This window comes from Ochrobactrum vermis, assembly GCF_002975205.1.
Taxonomy (GTDB): domain Bacteria; phylum Pseudomonadota; class Alphaproteobacteria; order Rhizobiales; family Rhizobiaceae; genus Brucella; species Brucella vermis.
The window spans coordinates 463,075-477,453 of record NZ_PCOC01000002.1 but is presented as its reverse complement, the minus strand read 5'-3'; the positions used below and the strand labels follow the sequence as shown (position 1 = coordinate 477,453).

Here is a 14,379-nt window from a genome sequence, read left to right as displayed (position 1 = left end):
ATTGGAAAGAGAAGGCCGCGTTGACGAGGACTTCCTCGTCAACTGGCGCTATTTGCCAAGGGGATCGCCATGCTGATCCCTTCCACCGCCTAATCAGGCGCCTCCTGCTTTAGCTGCCGAAACCGGCCGCTGGGGCTAGTCACATCAACTCATGGTTCCGGTCTCTTATCCCCCGGTCCTGTCGTTTCAACCGTGCCAGGCGAAGCCAGTATTGAGCGTTGAACGCCGCATCAGCCGAGGTGTTGCAGGATGATTACAGGCATAAAAACATGACCAATTTTATCATGTAATTTCTTGCCAGTACAGATACATGAGTATAACAGTCATGATTGTTATACTCATGTTGGGAATATTTCATATGCGCTCAGACTGCATGCCTCTTCGCCGCACAATTCTGGCTGGCACATCCCTGATTGCCCTTGCCGCTACGGCAATGGCGCAGGACCAGACCACCCCTCCACAGGCGGAGAGTGGCGCAATCGTACTCGACAAGATCGTCATTGACGGCGGCAGCGGTGGTGTGATTGATGCAGACGGTTATGTGGCGCGCAGCAGCGCAACCGGTGCCAAGATCGACACCCCGTTTGTGCAGACCCCACAGTCTATTTCCTCCGTCACCCAACAGCAGCTTGAAGATCGCAACCCGCAGACCCTGCTCGACGCCATTGCCTATACACCCAGCGCGCGCGTTGGCGGCTATGGCTTTGATCCACGCTTCGATTCCTTCACGGTGCGCGGTTTTGACGTCACTTATACCGGTGTCTTTCGCGACAATCTGCGCCAGCCGGGAGCGAGTTCAGCGCTCTTCAAGACAGAACCTTACGGTCTGGAAGGTGTTTCCATTTTGCGCGGCCCCTCGTCAGCCCTCTACGGCGCGTCCGGTGCAGGCGGTCTGTTCAACCTGATAAGCAAGCGTCCAACGGAAGCCCCACTTCGTGAGGTGCAGATCCAGTACGGTACCAACAATCGCTATCAGACCCAGTTCGATCTGTCCGGACCGGTCAAGGAAGGTGACCCGCTTTACTATCGACTGACCGGCCTTTGGCGCAACGCCGATACCGAACAGCCGTCAGTTCCTGATGATCGCATTTACATCGCGCCGGCTTTTACGTGGAAGCCGGATGAAGACACCCGCTTGACCGTTCTTAGCGAGTTCTCCCGCACCAAGACCGGCGGCACTGCCGCTTATTATTATGATGCCGTTACAGGCAAGGTATCCGACATTTTTGCAGGCAACACCGCTTTCAACGACTCTGTACAAACACAGGGGCGCATAGGCTATGAATTTGAAAAGCGCATTAACGATACTTTCGTGTTCCGCCAGAATGCCCGCCTTGCCTCAACCAAGATCGGAGCCGACTGGGCTTTTGCCTATCAGGCCAATGAAGACGATCCATTGCTTCTCGACAGCAGTGCGGGAACTTTTGAAGAACGTCTGACCAGTTTCACCATCGATAATCAACTGGAAGCGAATTTCGATACAGGTAATCTGGAACACCAACTGCTGACCGGCATTGATCTGACAAAACTGCAATGGAAGGGATTGAACGGCTATGGCTATACGCCACCGCTGGATACCAGACATCCGTCCATGGGACGCCCTGTTGCGCCGATCGGCTTCCAGACAAAAGACGTTCAGGACCAGTTTATGACTGGCATCTATCTACAGGATCAAATCCGCTATGATGCCTGGACTTTCACCCTCGGCGGCCGCCAGGACTGGGTCAGCACTGACACCAAAAGCAGCGACCTGACAACCAATACATCCAGCAATTCTGACCAGAGCGACAAGGCCTTCACATGGCGTGCCGGACTGACCTACGAGACGCCTTGGGGTATCACGCCCTATGCCAGCTATTCGACAGCCTTTTCCCCCAATGCCGGTGTAAACCAGGAGACAGGCAATCCGTTCAAGCCAACGGAAAGTGAGCAGCAGGAAATCGGGATCAAATACCAGTTGCCCAACAGCAATACCCTGATAACGGCCGCTTTGTTCAACATCAATCAGGACAATGGCCTCTATTACGAAGTGGTTGAACTGGATACCGGGCCGGCCAACATTCAGGTACAGCGCGGTAAACTACGCTCGCGTGGTCTGGAATTGGAAGCAAGCACCAGTCTCGACAATGGCCTGTCTCTAATTGCGTCGTATAGCTATATGCAGACCAGCATCAAAGACGGGCCGGAAGGTACGGTAGGCAATGAAATCTCGTCCGTACCAACCCACATGGCATCGGCCTGGGCGCATTATAAATTGCCAGAAAACAGCATTCTCTACGGTCTGGGCGTCGGCGCGGGCGTGCGCTTTGTCGGTTCAAGTTACGGCAATGACGAAAACACCATGAAAAACAGTTCGCGCGCCTTTGTCGACGCAGCGATCGATTTCGACTTTGGTGCCATCAAGAAGGACTATGAGGGCGTAAAGCTGCAGGTTAACGCCACCAACCTTTTCGACACCCGCAAGCCGGTCTGCTCGGCAGGTTTCTGTTATCGCGATCAGGGCCGAACCGTTGTCGGCAGCCTGAAATATTCATGGTAGACGCCAATACACACAATGAAGCTCTCAGGCCGCACGGCCTGAGAGCACTGTTCCATGGTGAAAATGCATGGTGCGCCGACAGTATGATGCTGTCGTCCGAACTGACTGACGGTATGCCTGTGTTGGAATTTCTGCACGGCGCTCAATTGACGAAAACCCTGCATAAATGCGCGGCTACCTATCCCGATGCCGATCTGCGGGCGGTTTCGTCCTTCTGGTCACTGTATTATTTTTCTCTGCTGGTCATTCCCTATATCTGCGCCAGACAGAACGGAGTAGCCCTTCCGGTCGAGCTAGAGAATATGACCATTGCCATCAATGATCAGGGCTTGCCACGTTCCTTTGGCTTGCTCAATGGCGGGCAGGCTTGTGATGCGCTGGATGTAATGGATGTGATCAGCCAAGTCGCAAAAAGTCACCTGAACACTGTTGTTCAGGTCCTCAAAGACCGCACCGGCATCTCTCCACGGCTCGCGTGGAATAATGCAGCAGTCTATATCGATTACGCCATCAACAGCGCAGCGGAACATCATTCTTATGATGGCTGGCCGTGCCGTCCGCTGTTTGAAACACAGACTTTCGCCGATGGAACGCGCAACCCGTTTTTTGACTGTCTGCGCCGGGACACAGATCATGGCGCAAATCTGTGCCGCCGCAAGATCTGCTGTCTGCGCTACAAACTACCGGGTGTTGCAGGATGCGGTGAATTATGTGCGCTACCCGAACTTAGAAAGCAATGAAATGATCCGTCTTGTTGTCTGCTTGACTGTGATGTGGCTCGCTCTCGGTAACAGCGCAGTTGCAGAGGTGACTTATCCCATTCATGTCAGGGATGCCCTTGACCGGGATGTCACCATTACCGCCCAGCCAAAATCCGTATTGCTTGGTAGCGGCTTCAATCTGATTGCATTGTCGCTGATCCATCCTGATCCCGTCAGCGTACTGGCCGGCTGGGCTGATGACCTCAAGGGGGACAACCCGGAAATCTATGCCAGCTTCAGACAGCGTTTTCCGAAACTTGACGAGATCCCGATCATTGGTGACGGCATGACAGTTTCGGTCGAGAAGATCGTTTCTGTAAAAGCCGATCTGGCGATCCTCTCAGACTGGCAGATGCGCAATGACGAAGGCATGCAGGCGATTACCTATCTCGAGAAAATGGGCGTACCGGTGATCGTGGTCGATTTCGGCAACCACGCACTCAAAAATACTTCGAAGAACATGCGCCTGTTGGGCAAGGTGCTCAACCGCGAGGAGCAGGCAAACGCTTTTGCCGATTTCTATGACGAGCGCATTGCGCGAATTCGTGATCGGGTGGCGACGAACGGTACCGGGCCTACTGTATTGCTTGAAGCCTTTCCCAATTCCGAACAATGCTGCTACGCTTATGGGCGAGACAGTATGGGCGAGTTCATCACGCTGTCCGGCAGCCGAAACATTGCCGCCGACGGCCCTTCCCAGGGAGCCATTATCAGCAGCGAATATATTGTCGCCGCCGACCCGCAAGTTTACATCGCCACCTCATCCCCAGGGGGTAAATATAGCGGCTTCTCGATTGGACCGGGCGTAAGCGAGCAGGAAGCCCGCGACACACTTTCAAACGCCTTGAAAAATCCTTTCCGAGCTGGTTTGGAGGCCGTAGAGGATCGGCGCGTACATGGACTGTGGAACTTTTTCAATGCCGTTCCTCTGAACATTCTGGCAGCAGAGACCTTCGCTGTCTGGCTGCGACCGGAATTGTTTGCCGATCTCAGCCCCGAAGCAACACTGGCGGAGATTAATCGGCGTTTCGCAGCCGTTCCCTTTGAGGGTTCGTACTGGATCAGCCTCAAACCCTAACCCATGGTGCTGCGTTTGAAACGAGCCAAACGCGGAGACTAAGATTATTGGTGCAAATCTGCTCAAATGAACCCGAAAAACGCATAAGGGCTTAGCGAACGCTAAGCCCTTGCTTATCTGCGTTGGTGGCGTGACCGCTATTGGGTCATCTCATCGACCGTTTTTACGAGGGCAGGAAGTCCGTCTTCGGGGGTAAGATCACCCCGCATTACCTTGGCGATAACATCGCGTGCTGCTCGCCAGATGCGAACAGATGACCCCGTCGGATAACCTTCCCATGGTCGCGCCTGTTCTATCTCTGATGCCACCGTTTTGAAACGCGGCTCCTTTTCGTAGAATGGAGCAAGATAGTCAGCACCGTTAGCTAGCTTGTTTGTCGGCAGATAGCCCGTTGTTTCCACCACGATAGTCTGCCCTTTCGGGCCGGTGGCGAATTTCAGATATTCCCATGCCGCTTTCTGCACAGGTTCATCTTGCGAAAGAATGATCCCGGCTGCGCCACCAGTGGGAAAGCCACCATTCTCCTTGTCGTCGAGTGGCACTCTCATCGTGTTCAGTTTAAAGCGATCTCCAACCAGACCAATGATCTGTGCGAGACGCGCCGGAGTGTCGATAAAATAGGCCGTCTGGCCTGCGGCGAACTGCTGGCGCGCTTGTTCGAATTCCAGCATGGTCTCGCCACCTTCGGTCACCATATGGCGAAGAATTTTCAGGGCTGCCAAGCCCTTTTCATTGTTGAAACCGGCCTTTCCCGTTTCAGGATCAACGAGTTGTGTTCCTTCCTGGCGCAAAATGGTCTGCCAGAGCCAGTCGTCGGGCCAATCGTAGATTGTATAACCGATACCCGCCATTTTCGGATCCGTGTCATGGATTTTTTTGGCGCGCGCCAAAAGATCGTCCCAACTAGATGGTACTTCCTTTGGGTCCAGACCAGCTTTCTCTACGGCGTTTTCATTCACATAAATAATGGGAAGCGACGCATTGAAGGCCATTCCGTATTTCACGCCGTCAACGACGCCCAAGTTGAGCATCGACTGCGAATAATTCTCCGTTTTCCAGCTTTCCGGTTCAGCGTCCAGAAACGGTTTTAGGTCCGTAATCTGTTTGCGCTTGGACAATGTGCGCGCAAGTTCCGGTAGAAGATGGTAGCCTGGAAAATAAATGTCGGGCAACTGATTGGTCACGGCAAGCCGCTGCATCAGAAGGTGCCCTTCATCGTAATCCTTCGCTGGAGCCCGGAATTTTATTTTTATATCTGGATGCTCCTTCATGAAGGCCTGTGCGATCGGATCGTGAAACTTTGCGAAGCCCGGCTGAGCATAGAGCACATCCAGCGTTACGTCGGCGGCCAGCGTTGTTCCCGTCATCTGCATTGTTAAAACACCGGCAGCGATGAATTTTGCTATCTGTTTCATTGGTTCCTCCCTGGATAAAACTCTTCTATTTATTTAGGCCCTTTATTTTACGCCGGTCATGGTGATGCCCTGAATGAAGCGTTTGCGAGCGACCAGGAAACAGATCACCAAAGGTGCGGTCAGCATGGTTGCTGCAGCCGTAAGTGCGCCGTAATTCGAACCGGTTTCGGCATCCGCAAAGAGCAGCATTCCAAGCGGTGGCGGTGCGAGCTGGTTGTCGGAAATCACGATGAGCGGCCAATAAAGATCGTTCCAATGCGCTACGATCGAAAAGACCGAGAATGCAGCAATGGCGGGCATGGCGCTTGGCGTGACAATGCGCCAGATGATTTCCAGCTCCCCCATACCATCCAGGCGCGCGGCATTAATGATGTCATCGGGAAAACTCCTGAAGAATTGCCGAAACAGGAAGATCGCGAAGGCCGACAGGAAAAACGGCAGCATCATCGAGAAATAGGTATTCAACTGACCGACCCAGGCCAGACCTATATAAAGTGGAAGCGCCGGCACCTGTATGGGTATGGCCAATGCGAGCAGGATCAGGACGAAGAATACGTTGCGACCAGTGAATTCCAGCTTGGCCAGCGCGTAGGCGCAGGGAATGGCCACAATTAGCTGCACCAGAAGTATCCCGGCACAAACAATGACGCCATTCAAGGCAAAGCGAAGCAAAGGTGCGCTTTCAAGCGCAAAGCTGTAATTTTCGACGCCATAAAACTGCGATGGCCATAATCGCAACTGCGCACTAAAGATCTCGTTCGGCGGCTTGATCGATGTCACAAGCATCCAGACGAACGGCATGAGAATGAAAATCGCACCGAAGATCAGGATTCCGTGGACCGTCAGAAACATCAGACCCTTTTTCAATTTCGCCGAATTTCGGGCTGGCGGGTTGCCGATTGCAGCGATTTCGTTGTGTTGCGCTATCAATAGTGGACCCTCCTATCGATGAAAAAGGTCTGGATACCGGAAAAGATCAGGATGAATGTCAGGAAGACCAGCGTCAGGGCAGCGGCGTAGGCGGTTGAGAAATACTGGAAACCTTCCAGATAAATCGCATAGAGGATCACATTGGTAGAATCCTGCGGACCGCCCCGCGTTATAGCAACCACGGTATCAAACACCTTGAAGGCAGTGATCGAGGTCGTGATGAGGACGAACATCGTCGTCGGTCCGAGCATGGGCCAGGTTACGGTTAGAAACCTGTCGATCACGCCCGCTGCGCCATCAATATCTGCGGCTTCATAGAGATCTTTGGGGATTGAAGAGAGCCCCGCCAAGAACAACACCATATTGAAACCGACGAGCTGCCAGATGCCGATGACCGCTAGCGTCGGCAGCGCATAAGAGGGATCGCTGAGAAAATTCACCGGTTCGAAGCCCAGCGCAACAATAACTGCATTGATAGGACCGAGAGTAGGGTGGAGTAAAAATTTCCAAACCGACGCCATTGCGATGAGGGTCGCTGTGACTGGCAGGAAGAATATCACCTCATAGATCGCCCGACTTTGTTTTCTGCCATGAATGAGGAGTGCAAACAAAAGGCCGAGACCAACCGAACCAGGAACGACGATGGCTACGTAGATGAAGGTATTGAAAAGCGACCGTCGAAAAGCATCATCTTGCAAGGCACTCGAAAAGTTCTTGAGGCCGACAAAATTCAACGCGAGGTCACCCAGTTGATAGTCGGTGAGGCTCAAAACGACCAGCATGATCAGAGGCACGATATGTAACAGCAAGAGCAGAAGCAGTGCTGGCCCTGCGAGCCCGAGCCCTGTCAGTTTCTCGATGAAAACTCGTCTCCCGTTCCCGAAGGTAACGGCATTCTCAGACGATGGAGCCATGTTTCGGCCTCCCTGCCTCATCACCCGATAAAATCACAGGCGTTTTTTCCACCCGACGCCCATCGGGGCCGAAAATATGACAAAGAGCGGGATCGAAGGTGAGCCGCACGACGTCTCCTTCATGGATAGCGTCACGGGAAGAAGCCGCCCGTACGATAAAGCTGTTCGCCTCAGTGCCGGTCAGATCGAAATGGTAAAGGAGTTCGGCCCCGAGATTCTCCATGCGGCGTAAGCGCGCGTCGATGATCGACCGGTATGCGGATGTCCGCTCGTTCGTGAGCAAGCTGAGCGCCTCTGGCCTGATACCGAGGGTCACGTTCTGGCCCTGCGCCAAATCGACGACGATACCGAGCGGTCTACCCTGTACTTCCACGCGACCACCTTGTCCGACGGTGGCAGCCATCGTGTTTATTGTCGGGCTTCCAATAAAACGGGCTACTTCCAGATTGGCGGGCCGCTCGTAAAGCTCAGACGGTGTTCCAAGCTGTTGGACCTTGCCGCCATCCATCATGGCAACACGATCCGACATGGTCATGGCCTCGGTCTGATCATGGGTGACATAAATGAAAGTCGCCCGCAAGCGCCTATGCAGCTCCGTCAGTTCGGTACGCATATGGACGCGCAGTTTTGCGTCCAAATTGGACAGCGGTTCGTCCATAAGGAAGGCGCGCGGCTGGCGAACCATTGCTCTGCCGAGGGCAACGCGCTGGCGTTGCCCTCCCGAAAGCTGAGCGGGTTTTCGCCCAAGGAGAGCTTCTATTTTCAATTGCGCGGCGACGGATTCCACCTGTTCGGCGATCCCGTGCATCAGCCTTTTACGCCGCGGTGACAGATATTTCAGGAGTGGAATTCGCTCGAAGAGACTCAGTTTTTCAACCGTTAGCGGTACAGCGATATTGTCGAAAACCGTCATATGTGGATAGAGCGCATAACTCTGAAAAACCATGGACACTTTGCGCTCATGCGGGCGCAAATGGTTCACACGCGAACCATCCACACAAATCATGCCGGAGGTTTGGCTTTCCAGACCGGCAATAATGCGCACCAAGGTTGATTTACCACAGCCGGAAGGACCGACGAGCGTCAGAAACTCTCCGTCACGGATCGAAATATTGATGTCATCCAACACCCGAAGAGTGCCGAACGATTTGCTTATATTCTGAATATCAACCTGGGACAAAAGCTCTCCTCCAGCATTCGTCGTCCGCCAATTTATCGCGGGGGGTAAACTTCATGCACGACGTCGTCGATCCACATCATCGTCAGATCCGGCAGATGGATGCGCTCGAATGTGAAACCCGCATCCGAGAATTCATAACGCACCGCGCCAAGCTGCTTTTCACCGCCCAGCGGCGGCTGCATGTCTGGACCGACTGCGAACGCGGCCGACGGACACCAGACGAACTGAACCCCGTCGAGAACAAAATCGTGTGAAAGATGAAGATGGCCACTGGCAATGAGATCAACGCCGAAACGCTTGACCAGATCCTGCAGTCGGCCACGTGGTTCACGCTTGACCGACCAATAACCATTATCGACGTCATCCCAACTATCTATGAACAACGGCTGATGACAAAACCATGCGATGTGGCGGCCATTCGCATTATCCATCTGTTGTTCCAGCCAGCGAAACTGCTCTTCTTCGGCTGCTAGACCAGAACTAAGGATCATGGAATCAAAGCCGATCAGACGCCAGTTTCCCTCGTCTTTCACCCAAAAATCCTTGCCAAACTGGCGGATCCAGCGTTCCAGACGATGATTGTCGGTCGGCTGATGCACGCTTTTCGGTTCGCCAACATCGTGATTTCCCGGAACGACAAGCATCGGAGCGGGCAGATCCGCCATGATCTCGTGACAGAACACAAAATCATCATCGACATCCGCACCATCCACGCTGATGTCGCCGGAATGAATGATGAGATCCGGATTCTGACTGACAAGCCAGTCTCGCAAGGGTTGCCAGTTGCCCACGAAATGCGCCTTCTGGCGGCCAAGATGAGTATCTGAAATCTGTATGACGCGGGCCATTTTTTCGTTCCCCGGATTGTAAACTGATTAGATCAATTCACCGCATCGATTAAAAAGCTTACAGTTGTTGACGCAATCTTGCAAATGTAACACGGCACTCAAGTCACCCTGTTCGCTTCACCGAGCAAGTTATTGGCGGCAAATATCGCGGCCGGCAATTCTGCTGCACCATTGGCGATGAACGATGCCCCACTGGCCTTCAGAAGGGATGCGCGATCTGGTCTAGGGTCTGCCGGATCGACAAATCCTATTGCCACAGCTCCTGCCGCTACAGCGGCGACTATTCCATGCGGACTGTCATCTATCATCACGCAATGCTCAGGCTTGACCTGGAATTTCTCCGCGCAAAGCAGAACAAGGTCTGCAGCGGGCTTGGGCCTGGCCACCATTTGAGCGCTGAACACAGCCGGATAAAAATGCTCCCAGAGATCGAGCCTTCCCAAGCTTTTCTGCAAACGGTCCGGAGAACTGTTAGAGGCCACACATTTGGGGCGGTCGATACTTGCAACCACCGCATCCATACCCGGCATCGACCTCAGCGAACAGCCGAATTCCCGGTAGAGGCTTTCGTGCCAGGCTTCAAAACGCGCATCAACGTCCGTCAAACCGAACTCTTCCTCGCATATCCTGCGAATTGCCGGCTCCGAATTGCCCGTGAACCTGACATGTGCCTCCCGCGCGTCAATCGATATTCCGGCTTCCTGCAGCATTTCGGCAAGCGTCCGGCTGGCGAGGGGTTCACTATCGATCAGTACGCCGTCGCAATCGAAAATGACCAGCGCAATATTCTCGAGCTCGTTCGTCAAGCACATGCTGTTCATCGCCATCACCAGATCGCACCAAAATTGAGTCGCCAGGAGAAAGCTCGAAGTGGCGTCATCGTCTGGTTTACTCGTGGCATAGCCTTCTTCTCCCACTGGCTTTCGTTTGTGCCTTCAATCTAGAAGGGCATTAATACAAGTGTCAATATTAATTTACACTTGTAAACTCCTATGCGATATGAGTTGGAAGGGAAGAAGGGCACGCTATGCATTCAATCATGTAAATATCTTTTCGAACAAGGAAAGCGCTGCTAATCAGGGATGGATAGACGTCTTCGAACCAGAACGCCGAACAGCGAATTTGCATGACGAGAAAATGAGGTCCAAACGATGAACGGGAAGCCGACGCCAAATTCTTCAGCCGTTCACGCTGACGAGCGAATGCAGATGCGTGTGGTCTGGCAGTACTTCATGGAAGGCCGCACTCAGGGAGAAATAGCCCAGGCACTTTCCACCAATCGATTGCGCATCAACAAGATCATTGCCGAAGCGCGCCGGTCGGGGCTGGTGACGATCACGTTGAACTCCCGACTGGCGTCATGCGTCGAACTTGAACAGCAGCTTGTGGCCGACTTTTCTTTGCATCACGCAAGCATCGTACCCACGCCCGACAACGCCGATCTCGTGCCGGTTCTGGTCGGGCAGGCAACGGCCGATTATCTTGTCACTCAATTGAACACCACCGAAATATCGGGAATCGGTGTTGGCTGGGGCGCTACATTGCGTGAGATGGTGCGCCATATTCCAATGATGAAGCGCCCTGACGTCTCCGTGAACTCAGTGCTGGGTGGATTAACGCACGGGATCGAAATTAATACATTCGACATTGCGAGCGATCTTGCACGCCAACTCAATGCCCAGTGCGCCTATCTCGCAGCACCGATCTATGCCGGCAGTCCTCAGTCGCGGGACGCGATCGTTAGCCAGGATGTTTTCGAGGATGCCTTCGAGCAGATTCGAAAAAACGATATTATCATCGTCAGTATCGGAGACATGACCCCGCGTTCCTTGTTGGTACGCTACGGATTGCCGAGCGATGTCAAGCTGGAGGAGTTGATCGCAGCAGGTGCTTGCGGCGATATCATGGCGCAGTTTATCGACAAGAACGGATTGCCGATCAATCATTCGATCAATCAGCGTGCTATAGCGCCTTCCTTCGACACTTTGAAAAACGTACCAACGGTAGTGTTTGCCTCAGGCGGCCTCAACAAGGCCGAGGCACTCGCCGCAGCTCTGCTGTCCGGGACCGGCAACGTACTTATTTCCGACGAGGAAACTGCACGGCTCGCCAGTCGGATCGCGCTCGAAAAAAAGCGTTTGCGTTGAGAGGCACACTCGGGACAGATCAGCATCTGTTTTTTCTGGCTTCATGACTGCTGGCGCATCGTCAGCGATCGTTCCGCTGCGCATTCTTTACCTTGCTCCAGTTTCAACTGGAGCACTATCAAATTCGGCATTTATAAATCCAATGGCTGCTCTGTCACCGGTCGGTATTGCGATCGCGATTTGCCATGCTGCGTGTCCCGATAAAGGAAGCGGAAGAAGAAGACATCGCCCGTTCCACGCAGAAATCTGGCAAATATCGCGATCAGGAGCACGGAGAAAATCAGACGTCCAAACAGCACGACATAGATATCCGCGCCAAGAGCCACCACGATCAGCGTATCTTCGATCAGGCTGTGGCAGAGGCCCATGAAACTCGACGCCAGAAAGACATCCCGAGGCTGAATGTGCCCTCGTTGCGCTTCGCGAATGATGAGGCCCCCGCCATAGGACAGACCCAACACCAGTCCGACAACTGTCAATGGAGCGGCATCCTTTGCGATGCCGAGCAGGCGCAACAGGGGCGAAAGAAGCAGGTTGAGGAAACGCGTCACATCAAGCGCATCCATTGTCCGTAGCACGGCCACCAGACCAAGCAGAACAACGAATATCCAGACCAGCGTGGAAGCAGTGTCGGCGACGAAACTGCTCCAACTTGCATCGTAGTGGCCTGGCACCCAGCTCGGTGCAGCCGGCTCCATCAGCCAGCCCGTACGGCTGGAAATCAGATTGATCCCCCATGCGAAGACAAGCCCGCCGCCAAGCCGGATCAGGGTAGAAACGATCAAGCGTGGCCCCGCTTTTTGCACGATACGCTGTTCAATGGGAATAGCGTGGGCGAAGAGGAAGAGCGAACCGAGGATCGTCACCTGCGCTGTGGTCAGCGTGTCGACCGGCAAGACGGCGAACATCACCACCGCCCCGCTCCATACGCCAACGAGCAGGTTCATCGCCCAGACGAAACCCGCTTCCGGGGGCAGTCCAACGAACTGCATGACCGGAGCGAAGGCGGGCGAGATGGCCTTGATCAAACCCATCTCGATTGCCAGTTGTGTCAGGACCATTACCGGCAGCATGATCTTGATCAGCGTCCAATAGACGCTGATCGCTTCGCGCAGGATAACCATCCCAAATACTGTCAGTCGCTTTGCCAATCCCCCGGCCATCGATCTCCCCCGCTTTTATCCGGAGCACGCGACGTCTCAGGCCGTTTCACGCACGACGGATTGCGTCTTCGCCGCGCTCACCGTGGCGATTTGCGTCTCCGATACAAGCGTTCCATTGGAGAAAACCCGCAAATTCGGTGTTCCGCCGGCCACGAAGCCGTCGATGCTTTCGGCTTTGGCCAGCAGAAAATCAGCCCGCGCTCCGCGATGCAAGCCATATTCCTTAAGCCCCATGAGTTTTGCAGGGATTGCGGTAATCATGGAGTAGGCGGTAGCAAGTTCGTCGCCCTTGAGATGACCCGCGAGCAGAGTCCAGCGTGCAATTTCCAGCATGTCACCGGAACCGGTCGGAACGAAAGGGTCTTCGATATTGTCAGAAGCAGTGGCAATAGGCACACCGGCCCGTACGATCTCCGCCACCCGTGTCAACCCACGCGGCGGCAGCTTGTCGCAATCACGCGCCTGCAGATAAAGATTGGCCGCAGGCAGCGTGACAACACCGAGCTTCAACGCGATGATCTGCTCAAGGATCGCTTCAAAATCCGGGCGTTCCATCGCACTGAGAACCGAAGCATGGCTAAGCACGGTGCGCGCCTCCAGACCATAGCGACGAACCCGCTCGAAAACAGCATTGAAAAGCGGGCGTTGCGGGTTGAGATGTTCATCGAGATGCAGATCGATGGGACGGCCATGGCGTGCCGCAGCGGCAAACAGGATATCGAGATAACGCTCCGGGTCTTCCGCCACCGCAGGTGTGCCACCCACTGCGTCGGCCAGCGCGACCGCGCGATCAATGTTGGCTTCCAGCCAGTCCAAATCTTGCCCCGGATGAGGGATCATGAAAGCCACGAGCTGCAGCTTCACCCGGTCGGCCCAGTCCGATCGTAGTTTCGCCAGCGCCTCTATGCCGTTGAAGCCCGCATCCTTGTCCACATTCACATGGCTGCGGATAGCGGTGGTGCCGCGGCTGAGACAGCGCTCGATGGTTCTGGATGCCCGCTTGAAAATATCGTCGGGCGGTGCCTGCCGTGCATATTTTGCGAAAGCGTCGCGCGCGCCCTGCAAAGTGCCCGATGGGTTGGGCGCGAAACGCAGCACGCCTGTCTTGTCGAGGTGCTGGTGCATATCCACCAGACCCGGCGAAACAATACAGCCTTCCGCATCGATGAGCTGCATGTCGTCCTCAAGCTCGATATCGGACGCAATATCCATGATGACGCCCTTTTCGGAAATCAGCATATCGGCCTGCCGGACATCCCTGGCGCCGACTGCGACCATACCTCCCCGAACAAGACGACGGCGCGGCGCGGCGGATTGCTGGAACACATTGTCCATCATGTAACCTCATTATCTGAATGGAACTGAAAGGGTAGAACGGGCTTACGTCGCCTGCCGTCTCCGGCG

At 54.3% G+C, this 14,379-nt stretch carries 12 protein-coding genes; 4 read left to right on the top strand and 8 right to left on the bottom strand.

Annotation, left to right across the window (positions count from 1 at the left end; translation table 11 throughout):
- Positions 1-358 precede the first annotated feature (358 nt).
- The 3 genes from CQZ93_RS16505 to CQZ93_RS16495 are packed head-to-tail and all read left to right on the top strand — an operon-like array spanning position 359 to position 4,378.
- Positions 359-2,539: a TonB-dependent siderophore receptor gene (locus CQZ93_RS16505; protein ID WP_105543714.1), complete on the top strand. Its 2,181-nt coding sequence runs from the start codon at positions 359-361 to the stop codon at positions 2,537-2,539.
- Positions 2,533-3,279 carry a siderophore-iron reductase FhuF gene (gene fhuF, locus CQZ93_RS16500; RefSeq protein WP_105543713.1) on the top strand — a complete coding sequence of 249 codons (747 nt, stop codon included), beginning with the start codon at positions 2,533-2,535 and terminating at the stop codon, positions 3,277-3,279. Before CQZ93_RS16505 ends, fhuF begins: the two co-directional genes overlap by 7 nt.
- Position 3,280: 1 nt before the next feature.
- A complete protein-coding gene (locus CQZ93_RS16495) occupies positions 3,281-4,378 on the top strand; it encodes an ABC transporter substrate-binding protein (RefSeq protein WP_105543712.1) in 1,098 nt (365 codons plus the stop codon).
- A 137-nt stretch (positions 4,379-4,515) separates the two neighbouring features.
- On the opposite strand, the gene CQZ93_RS16490 is transcribed toward CQZ93_RS16495, so the two are convergent.
- The 6 genes from CQZ93_RS16490 to CQZ93_RS16465 form a co-directional block, all read right to left on the bottom strand.
- Positions 4,516-5,793, bottom strand: coding sequence for an ABC transporter substrate-binding protein (locus CQZ93_RS16490; RefSeq protein ID WP_105543711.1), 1,278 nt, complete (start codon positions 5,791-5,793; stop codon positions 4,516-4,518).
- A gap of 42 nt (positions 5,794-5,835) precedes the next feature.
- On the bottom strand, positions 5,836-6,645 hold the full coding sequence (locus CQZ93_RS16485) for a carbohydrate ABC transporter permease (protein ID WP_181153477.1): 810 nt from the start codon (positions 6,643-6,645) through the stop codon (positions 5,836-5,838).
- A gap of 74 nt (positions 6,646-6,719) precedes the next feature.
- Positions 6,720-7,637 (bottom strand): carbohydrate ABC transporter permease, encoded by a 918-nt coding sequence (locus tag CQZ93_RS16480; RefSeq protein WP_105543709.1) that lies wholly within the window; start codon positions 7,635-7,637, stop codon positions 6,720-6,722.
- A complete protein-coding gene (locus CQZ93_RS16475; RefSeq protein ID WP_105543708.1) occupies positions 7,621-8,817 on the bottom strand; it encodes an ABC transporter ATP-binding protein in 1,197 nt (398 codons plus the stop codon). Before CQZ93_RS16475 ends, CQZ93_RS16480 begins: the two co-directional genes overlap by 17 nt.
- A 32-nt stretch (positions 8,818-8,849) precedes the next feature.
- Entirely contained in the window at positions 8,850-9,665 is an 816-nt protein-coding gene (locus CQZ93_RS16470) for a metallophosphoesterase family protein (protein WP_105543707.1), read from the bottom strand.
- A 98-nt stretch (positions 9,666-9,763) separates the two neighbouring features.
- Positions 9,764-10,486, bottom strand: coding sequence for an HAD family hydrolase (locus CQZ93_RS16465; RefSeq protein WP_286153774.1), 723 nt, complete (start codon positions 10,484-10,486; stop codon positions 9,764-9,766).
- Positions 10,487-10,816: 330 nt separating this feature from the next.
- On the opposite strand from CQZ93_RS16465, the gene CQZ93_RS16460 reads away from it, so the two are divergent.
- Positions 10,817-11,812: a sugar-binding transcriptional regulator gene (locus CQZ93_RS16460; protein ID WP_105543706.1), complete on the top strand. Its 996-nt coding sequence runs from the start codon at positions 10,817-10,819 to the stop codon at positions 11,810-11,812.
- A 131-nt stretch (positions 11,813-11,943) separates the two neighbouring features.
- On the opposite strand, the gene CQZ93_RS16455 is transcribed toward CQZ93_RS16460, so the two are convergent.
- Both CQZ93_RS16455 and CQZ93_RS16450 read right to left on the bottom strand, forming a co-directional pair.
- A complete protein-coding gene (locus tag CQZ93_RS16455; protein WP_105543705.1) occupies positions 11,944-12,975 on the bottom strand; it encodes a nucleoside recognition protein in 1,032 nt (343 codons plus the stop codon).
- A 36-nt stretch (positions 12,976-13,011) separates the two neighbouring features.
- Complete coding sequence (locus tag CQZ93_RS16450) at positions 13,012-14,310, bottom strand: amidohydrolase family protein (RefSeq protein WP_105545176.1); 1,299 nt, start codon at positions 14,308-14,310, stop codon at positions 13,012-13,014.
- Positions 14,311-14,379 lie beyond the last annotated feature (69 nt).

What these genes read in the sequence shown, in the direction of transcription:
- CQZ93_RS16470 (WP_105543707.1), bottom strand. Translation starts at nt 9,665, where the DNA reads ATGGCCCGCGTCATACAGATTTCAGATACTCATCTTGGCCGCCAGAAG.
- CQZ93_RS16480 (WP_105543709.1), bottom strand. Translation starts at nt 7,637, where the DNA reads ATGGCTCCATCGTCTGAGAATGCCGTTACCTTCGGGAACGGGAGACGA.
- CQZ93_RS16495 (WP_105543712.1), top strand. Translation starts at nt 3,281, where the DNA reads ATGATCCGTCTTGTTGTCTGCTTGACTGTGATGTGGCTCGCTCTCGGT.
- CQZ93_RS16490 (WP_105543711.1), bottom strand. Translation starts at nt 5,793, where the DNA reads ATGAAACAGATAGCAAAATTCATCGCTGCCGGTGTTTTAACAATGCAG.
- fhuF (WP_105543713.1), top strand. Translation starts at nt 2,533, where the DNA reads ATGGTAGACGCCAATACACACAATGAAGCTCTCAGGCCGCACGGCCTG.
- CQZ93_RS16450 (WP_105545176.1), bottom strand. Translation starts at nt 14,310, where the DNA reads ATGGACAATGTGTTCCAGCAATCCGCCGCGCCGCGCCGTCGTCTTGTT.
- CQZ93_RS16485 (WP_181153477.1), bottom strand. Translation starts at nt 6,645, where the DNA reads ATGTTTCTGACGGTCCACGGAATCCTGATCTTCGGTGCGATTTTCATT.
- CQZ93_RS16465 (WP_286153774.1), bottom strand. Translation starts at nt 10,486, where the DNA reads ATGAACAGCATGTGCTTGACGAACGAGCTCGAGAATATTGCGCTGGTC.
- CQZ93_RS16460 (WP_105543706.1), top strand. Translation starts at nt 10,817, where the DNA reads ATGAACGGGAAGCCGACGCCAAATTCTTCAGCCGTTCACGCTGACGAG.
- CQZ93_RS16455 (WP_105543705.1), bottom strand. Translation starts at nt 12,975, where the DNA reads ATGGCCGGGGGATTGGCAAAGCGACTGACAGTATTTGGGATGGTTATC.
- CQZ93_RS16505 (WP_105543714.1), top strand. Translation starts at nt 359, where the DNA reads ATGCGCTCAGACTGCATGCCTCTTCGCCGCACAATTCTGGCTGGCACA.